This is a genomic window from Candidatus Latescibacterota bacterium, from assembly GCA_019038625.1.
GTDB lineage: Bacteria > Krumholzibacteriota > Krumholzibacteriia > Krumholzibacteriales > Krumholzibacteriaceae > JAGLYV01.
On the sequence record JAHOYU010000025.1, the window covers coordinates 38,493 to 45,509 of the forward strand.

The 7,017-nt window shown below is 51.5% G+C and carries 8 protein-coding genes and 1 tRNA gene; all 9 read left to right on the forward strand.

Annotated elements, in window-relative coordinates:
- Positions 1-53 precede the first annotated feature (53 nt).
- The 9 genes from KOO63_01720 to KOO63_01760 all read left to right on the forward strand — a co-directional run bounded on the left by KOO63_01720 (position 54) and on the right by KOO63_01760 (position 7,007).
- Positions 54-1,031 carry an RluA family pseudouridine synthase gene (locus KOO63_01720; GenBank protein MBU8920554.1) on the forward strand — a complete coding sequence of 326 codons (978 nt, stop codon included), beginning with the start codon at positions 54-56 and terminating at the stop codon, positions 1,029-1,031.
- Positions 1,025-1,366 (forward strand): STAS domain-containing protein, encoded by a 342-nt coding sequence (locus KOO63_01725; protein ID MBU8920555.1) that lies wholly within the window; start codon positions 1,025-1,027, stop codon positions 1,364-1,366. The genes KOO63_01720 and KOO63_01725 overlap by 7 nt, the downstream gene beginning before the upstream one ends.
- 44 nt (positions 1,367-1,410) lie before the next feature.
- Positions 1,411-1,842 carry an ATP-binding protein gene (locus KOO63_01730; protein MBU8920556.1) on the forward strand — a complete coding sequence of 144 codons (432 nt, stop codon included), beginning with the start codon at positions 1,411-1,413 and terminating at the stop codon, positions 1,840-1,842.
- Between the two features lie 131 nt (positions 1,843-1,973).
- Entirely contained in the window at positions 1,974-4,241 is a 2,268-nt protein-coding gene (locus KOO63_01735; GenBank protein ID MBU8920557.1) for a SpoIIE family protein phosphatase, read from the forward strand.
- Positions 4,242-4,289: 48 nt separating this feature from the next.
- Positions 4,290-4,703, forward strand: a complete 414-nt coding sequence (gene ruvX, locus KOO63_01740; protein MBU8920558.1) for a Holliday junction resolvase RuvX — start codon at positions 4,290-4,292, stop codon at positions 4,701-4,703.
- 19 nt (positions 4,704-4,722) lie between these two features.
- Positions 4,723-5,880, forward strand: a complete 1,158-nt coding sequence (gene mltG / locus KOO63_01745) for an endolytic transglycosylase MltG (protein MBU8920559.1) — start codon at positions 4,723-4,725, stop codon at positions 5,878-5,880.
- Positions 5,825-6,694 carry an ATP-dependent sacrificial sulfur transferase LarE gene (gene larE, locus KOO63_01750; GenBank protein MBU8920560.1) on the forward strand — a complete coding sequence of 290 codons (870 nt, stop codon included), beginning with the start codon at positions 5,825-5,827 and terminating at the stop codon, positions 6,692-6,694. Before mltG ends, larE begins: the two co-directional genes overlap by 56 nt.
- 66 nt (positions 6,695-6,760) lie before the next feature.
- Complete coding sequence (locus tag KOO63_01755) at positions 6,761-6,916, forward strand: hypothetical protein (protein ID MBU8920561.1); 156 nt, start codon at positions 6,761-6,763, stop codon at positions 6,914-6,916.
- Positions 6,917-6,929: 13 nt separating this feature from the next.
- Positions 6,930-7,007 (forward strand) — tRNA-Val (locus tag KOO63_01760).
- Positions 7,008-7,017 lie beyond the last annotated feature (10 nt).

Consider the following 7,017-nt stretch of genomic DNA (forward strand, 5'->3'; position numbering starts at 1 on the left):
CGCGGCTGGCGCACTGTTTGTAGAGCCGGACTGTCTACAAGGAAGGTGTGTCGTTGAGCGATAATAAGATATTCAAGTTCATCGTTGACGAAGAGGAATCGGGCGAAAGGATAGATTCTTTCCTGAGCGGCCGCATTCCCGAATTGTCAAGGTCCAGGATACAGAAAGCGGTGAAGGCCGGTGAGGTTCTTTCCGGTGGAGAACCTGTCGGCAAAGTATCCAGCAGGGTATCGGCCGATGATGCGATCGAACTCAAATTCACTCCCCCGGTACCTCTGTCAGTCCTGCCGGAAGATATTCCCCTGGATATCGTCTATGAAGACAGCACTCTTCTCGTGATCAACAAGCAGGTGGGAATGGTGGTCCATCCAGCGCCAGGGAACGAGACGGGCACGCTGGTCAATGCCCTTCTTCATCACTGTTCCGACCTTTCCGGGATCGGTGGCGTCGCCCGGCCCGGAATCGTCCACAGGCTCGACAGACTTACTTCAGGACTCCTGGTCGTGGCAAAAGATGACATTACCCACATCTCGTTGAGCAGACAGCTTCAGGAGCGAAAGGTAAAGAGGATATATTTTGCATTTGTATGGGGTGAATTGCCGGTAATGGAGGGAGAGATAGACCTCCCGATAGGCCGATCCTCGTCTGACAGGAAAAAGATGGCAGTCGTCCATCGAGGGGGACGCCAGGCCAATACAAACTACTATGTTCTAGACACTTTTGGCCCCCTGCAGTATATTAAAATCAAGCTGGGAACAGGCAGGACACATCAGATAAGGGTGCATCTGGCACATATCGGACATCCTGTTCTTGGCGATCCTGTGTATGGAGGGAAGAAGATCAGGAAGGGTTCTCTGGGCAAGTCCGATCTGGATAAGTCGAGAGAGGCCCTTTCAATGATTGAAAGACAGGCGCTGCATGCCGGTGAGCTTTCGTTCTTTCATCCGAAGAAAGAGGAATTGATGAATTTCGAGGCGCCGCTTCCGTCCGACATGGATTCAATGCTCTCATTTTGCCGGAGGTCATGGTGAAACTGAGATCAAGGGAGTCCGAAAAAACAGTGATCCTGGATATTTCGGGAAAACTTATGGGAGGAAGCGACGCGGATGAGTTCAGGGATATTATCCACAAGCTTATAGAGGGCGGGAAAAAGAAAATCATCGTCAACCTTTCAGGAGTGCGGTGGGTGAACAGTACTGGAATCGGGATACTCATCACAGGGTACACGACCTTGAGAAGGAACAAAGGAGACTTGAAGCTTCTTAACGTTTCTAATAAAATAGAGAGCATACTTTACGTTACCAAACTGAACCTCATCTTCGAGTGTTTCGATGACGAGGAGAAGGCTGTAGCCAGCTATAGATGAATCGTTGATAGATGCTGGACCGGGAGGAGGAATCCAGAACCATTATGGAAGAAACGATCACCATGCGATTTCCCAGCAGCTACAAGTGGCTGAATATGATAGATCTCATATGCAGTGAAGTTACCTGTGAGATGGGTTTTTCCCATTCATCCCTCAACGAGATCTCGATTTCGGTGATCGAGGCTTGCACAAATGCGCTTGAACATGGCAACAAAAGCGCCACAGGCACTTCGGTCAAGGCTGTCTTTCACCGGAAACAGGATCAACTGGTAGTGGAAGTGTTCGATACGGGGGAAGGGTTCGATTACAAGGAATACCTGCAGCATATTCCGGATCCATCAGATATACACAACCCGCGTGGCCGGGGGATCTACATCATGAAAGAGATGATGGATTCTCTTGCCTTCGAGAAACTTCCGGATCGAGGAATGAAAGTTACGCTGATCAAGAATGTGGATGAAGTGGATGAAAAATAAGGGTCGCTGATGGGCCTGCCACGATTTCCACTTCTTTTCCGGGCAACTTGTAGTTGCCTCTGTGCGTAACTGAGAGTGGAACGGTTTCCCGGGTAGACCTGATCCATTTTGATCGATTTGGAGTTAACCAGATGGCCACATCGTCATTTCTTGCCTCCTTTTATTTTATCAACGGGGCGTTGATATTCTTTCTGGGTATCATGATCCTGAGATATTCCTCCAGGGATATAGTGGGGTGGGCGACCGCGCTTGTGTTGTTTTTCGCCGGCATCGGGCCGATCCTGGGGGCGATAGGGGTCATCCTCGAACAGAATCTTCAGGAGGGGACATACCTCTTCGAAAACCTCATGGACAACTTTAATTATACCTGGGAGTTTTTCTTTCCATCGCTTGTCCTGTTCGCTCTTGTCTATCCGAAGCGGCGAGCTATCTGGAAATATATAAAGGCGTACACGTTCATACTCTTCATACCACATATCTTTCATCTGATCCTCGTACTCGTACTGCTCGAAAGGGTGATTCCTGAAAATACCTTCAACTTTCTGATCAATGCCAACCTTCCGTCCGCGACGATTCAGTCGTTTGTGACGAAGATCGCGCAGTTCATGAATATTCTGATGGAATTTCTTTTTAAGGCTCACAGGACATTCTTTTCCCTGGTTAATATCTCGTACGCGGCATTTTCGGTAATACTCCTGGCGAATTCGTTCAAACTTAATATTTCGCCGAGAGTCAGAAGGCAGCTCAGAGTAGTGATCTTCGGCCTTGGACTATGTACGGTCATATATGCTCTCGGAAGGACGATGCCGTTCTTCATCAATATAGAGTTCGAACAGACCATAATAACCGCATTCATCAATGCCGCGCTGATCGTCGGTGGCGGGTCGATTGCCATCGCGATCGTAAGATATCAGTTCCTTGATATCCGGCTGATCGTTCGAAAAGGGATCTTCTACGGGACCACAGTCGCTGTCTTCGCGTCGATATATGTGCTGACGATCAAGCAGATCACCGAGTTCTTCTACAGGTTTTCGGGAACCAGGTTCGAGTTTATCGAGACGGGCCTCATTATCCTCTTTCTGATAATATTCCAGCCTGTCCTCGGCAGGGTGGAAGAATGGGTGGAGAAGATCCTGGTCCGCGAAGAGAAGAGCATAAGAGTGAGGATAAGGGACCTGAGTAACGAGCTCCTTTCGGTCGTAGAGCTGGATGATATGAAGAGAAAGACCAATTCGACCCTTGGTCAGGTATTCAGCGCGCGCGAAGTCGAGACAGTCTTCTGCGATGAGATATTCGCTCTGAAGGACGAGGACCCATACGCTCTGGAAGTGATCAAGATCATGATCAGGTACGGCGAACCGATTCCGCGACTTGATTTCATGGAGGGGATGGGTTTTCTGAACCAGAGGTCCAGGCCGTTTATCCGCCCCGGGAAGAAGATGATCCGTGAAGCGGTCGAGACCATGCCGGGTGTAGTCCGGAGGTTCGCGCGTTTCGAGCTCATCGTGCCGGTGTTGCATGAGGGACGATGTGTGGCTGTCCTGCTTTTAGGTGAAAAAGAGGACTCGAGCAGGTATTCTACCGAGGAACAGGCCCTTCTTGCTATGCTCGCTTCCCAGATTGCGGCATCGCTTACCCGCATCGATCTTCTCGAACAGGTAGTCGAGAAAAAAGTTATGGAGGAAGAGTTGAATATCGCGAGGACGATACAGCTCAATCTTCTTCCCTCGAAGCCACCCGAACTGGAAGGATACGAGGCGGCTGGTATGAGTGTGTCAAGCAAGCAGGTCGGTGGAGATTACTACGATTTTATCAAAAACAGCAATAATATGGCATTCGCCGTGGCTGATGTGTCGGGCAAGGGAGTGCCCGCGTCGCTGCTGATGGCATCTCTTCAGGCTTCGTTAAGGTCGATGATGGACAGGATGGAAGACCCGGTCTCGGTTGTGGGAAGGCTTAACGATGTGATGTGCGAGCTGACTTCGTCCGACAAGTTCGCCACGATGTTCTACGGCTGCGTGAACATCAAAAAGCATGAGATACATTACTCGAATGCCGGTCATTTCTTTCCAGTCGTACTGCGAGCTGATGGAGAGGTAGAGGAACTCGACTACAGCGGTCTGATACTGGGAGTGGCTCCGGGGTTCGAGTATGAGGGTAGAAAGACCAGGTTGGCACCGGGCGACGCGATAGTGATCACCACTGACGGAGTCACCGAGGCGGAGAACAATAATGGCGAATTGTACGGAGAAGAGAGACTTCACCCATTCCTGGCTACTGTCAGGGAGCAATCGGCTGAACGCATTAAAGACGCTATCGTAGAAGAAGTTAACCGTTTTTCCTACCCCAGGGGAACGAACGACGATCTCACCATTGTGGTCATCAAACGCAAAGAATGATATAATAGTCGGGTACCATGGATGTTTTCCCGGTACATTGGAGACGATATGAAACCGAGAATCCTGTGTATCGATCCCGGCACGAAAAGAACGGGATTTGCTCTGAGCGATGAGCTTGGCATAACCGCGCAGGGACTCGCTACCTTCGAAGACGGCGCGGGAGAGAAATTGATCGAACATATCGCCCGGCTGGTCGAAGAGTATGGCGTGTCGACAATCGTGATCGGCAAACCGATGTCGATGAGTGGAGGCGATATCGAGGGTACGGAGCGGTCCCGCCTGCTTGCAGATAAATTGCGAGCCCGATGCGGGGTGGAAGCGGTTCTGCGGGACGAGCGGATGTCAAGCCTAGAGGTGGAGAGGGTGATGAAGCAGGAGGGCCGGATAAAGAGGGCCGGGGATATCGACAAGCTCGCCGCCGTTCTGATGCTGCAGAGTTACCTCGAGGAAATCGGGGGTTGAAAGGTGTTTCGAAAACAAGATGCATAAGATAACAGTAATCATATCTGTAGCGATCACTCTTCTCGTATTGGCGGGGGTCCATTTCAGTGGGTTGTATTACAGCGACTCGGGCCTGCATGATTCGAGACGTATTTCAATCAAGGTGATGCCTGGCGCCACATTCAACCAGGTCCAGGAAGATCTGGTAGATAAAGGGATAATCACACGGCCGAACGTCTTCCGCTGGGCCGCCTGGCTTACAAGGAGAGAGACAAAGATCCATACAGGAAGATACCTGTTCCGGCAGGGTGAGAGTGTGTCAAGCGTGCTGGGTAAACTGGTATCGGGTGCTGTCGATTATACAAGAGTAATGATCCCTGAAGGGTTAATGGTGACCGAGATAGCATCGGTCCTGCTTCGGGAGCTGGAAGTCGATTCGGCTGCCGTGGTGGAGGCTGCCGGGGATTCCGCTTTTATCGCGAATCTGGGGATTGCGGCTCCGTCGCTGGAGGGATATCTATTTCCCGACACATATATGTTCGAATGGCCCCTGGAACCAAGGGATGCGCTGAAACGAATAGTGCACCGGTTTTACAGGGTGTACGGGGCTTCCGTTGGGGCGTTGCCTGATTCGCTTGATATGACGATGAACGAGATCGTTACCCTCGCCTCGATCATCCAGGCAGAGGCCGTTTACAATTCCGAGATGCCGAGGATTTCAGCCGTATATCATAACAGGTTGAGGGAGAACTGGCGGCTCGAGGCGGACCCGACGGTCGCCTACGCTCTCGGTGGCAGGAAACGCCGTCTCTGGTACAAGGACCTCAAGGTCAAATCTCCATATAATACTTACCGGGTGCGCGGTCTGCCGCCCGGGGCGATATGTAACCCTGGCCGGGCAGCGCTTGCGGCCGCCGCTGCGCCTATGCCGGGAAGCCTGGAGTACTATTTTGTGGCAGATGGCAAGGGCAGGCACAAGTTCAGCAAGACCTACTACGAGCATCTCAAGGCAAAGCATCTGATCAGGTACGGCCCGGTCCCTGCCGAGATGAAGCAGAAGTCGTATTATGAGGCATCGGGGATGGAAGAGAAGGTAGCTGAAAAAAAAGAGGATTCGGGGAACCACCCGGCAGGTGCGGGGGATGGATCTGACTCTGAAGGCGATGGAAGTGGAGAGGATGAGACAGACAGTGACTGAAAACAACGATAGAATTGAAAAACTTGAAACACTCAAGACGGTTCTGGGCGGGTACCAGAAGGCAGCGGTCGCTTTTTCGGGTGGAGTCGACTCGACCTTTCTTCTCGGTGTCGCGCGAGAGGTGCTGGGAGAAAGGGTTATTGCTGTCACGGCAATAGCGTCGTTCATATCGAGTCGCGAAGTCGGGGAGGCCAGGGATTTTGCCGCATCGCTGGGAGTAAGGCATGAGATCATCGAGGTCGATCTCGGAGACATCAGTCTATTCGAAGAAAATCCACCGGACAGATGCTACCACTGTAAGAAGGCACTGTTTTCGAGGATACTGGCGGTAGCCGAGGGGCTCGAATGCGAAGTAGTGATGGACGCGAGCAACACGGACGACACTAAAGACTACAGGCCGGGGATGAAGGCTCTCTACGAGCTCGAGATAAAGAGTCCTTTGCGTGAGGCCGGTTTTGCCAAAAGTGATGTAAGGGCTGTGTCAAAGGAACTGGGATTTCCAGGATATGACAGGCCTGCTGCCGCATGCCTGGCATCGAGGATACCGTTCGGTGAAGATATTACCGAAGCCAAGCTGCAGCGAGTAGAGCTGGCTGAGGCCGTGTTGGCGTCGGAGGGATTCCGGGTGAACAGGGTGCGTGTACACGGTGACCTGGCCCGCATCGAGGTCGCTCCTGAAAAGCTCGATGACCTGGCCGATTACGCGATGCGTGCCAGGATCTCTGAACGATTGCGGGATCTGGGGTTTAGATATATCACGGTCGATATCGAGGGATACCGTATGGGGAGTCTCAACGAATCCCTTGACATATGAGGATTTAGACATATTATTTTGTTATCGCTTTCAGAGGAGCCTCGTGAGGGGCGGAAAGGCAGTATAATGGAGACGATTCGCAGGTTCAGAAAATGGATAATGGTGGCCGGGCTGGTTTCGATAGTGATTGGATATATACTGCTCGGGCAGAATTCCATTTCTCTGGCTCCCGTACTGCTTGTCTTCGGGTACTGCATCCTTGTACCGATAGCGTTAATATAGCTTATCTATGAGTGGGCGATTAGCTCAGCTTGGTTAGAGCACCTGCTTTACACGCAGGGGGTCACTGGTTCGAGTCCAGTATTGCCCACCACTTATACTCA

Coding starts and splice junctions, on each gene's coding strand:
- KOO63_01725 (MBU8920555.1), top strand. CDS start 1,025: ATGGTGAAACTGAGATCAAGGGAGTCCGAAAAAACAGTGATCCTGGAT.
- KOO63_01730 (MBU8920556.1), top strand. CDS start 1,411: ATGGAAGAAACGATCACCATGCGATTTCCCAGCAGCTACAAGTGGCTG.
- KOO63_01735 (MBU8920557.1), top strand. CDS start 1,974: ATGGCCACATCGTCATTTCTTGCCTCCTTTTATTTTATCAACGGGGCG.
- ruvX (MBU8920558.1), top strand. CDS start 4,290: ATGAAACCGAGAATCCTGTGTATCGATCCCGGCACGAAAAGAACGGGA.
- mltG (MBU8920559.1), top strand. CDS start 4,723: ATGCATAAGATAACAGTAATCATATCTGTAGCGATCACTCTTCTCGTA.
- larE (MBU8920560.1), top strand. CDS start 5,825: ATGGATCTGACTCTGAAGGCGATGGAAGTGGAGAGGATGAGACAGACA.
- KOO63_01755 (MBU8920561.1), top strand. CDS start 6,761: ATGGAGACGATTCGCAGGTTCAGAAAATGGATAATGGTGGCCGGGCTG.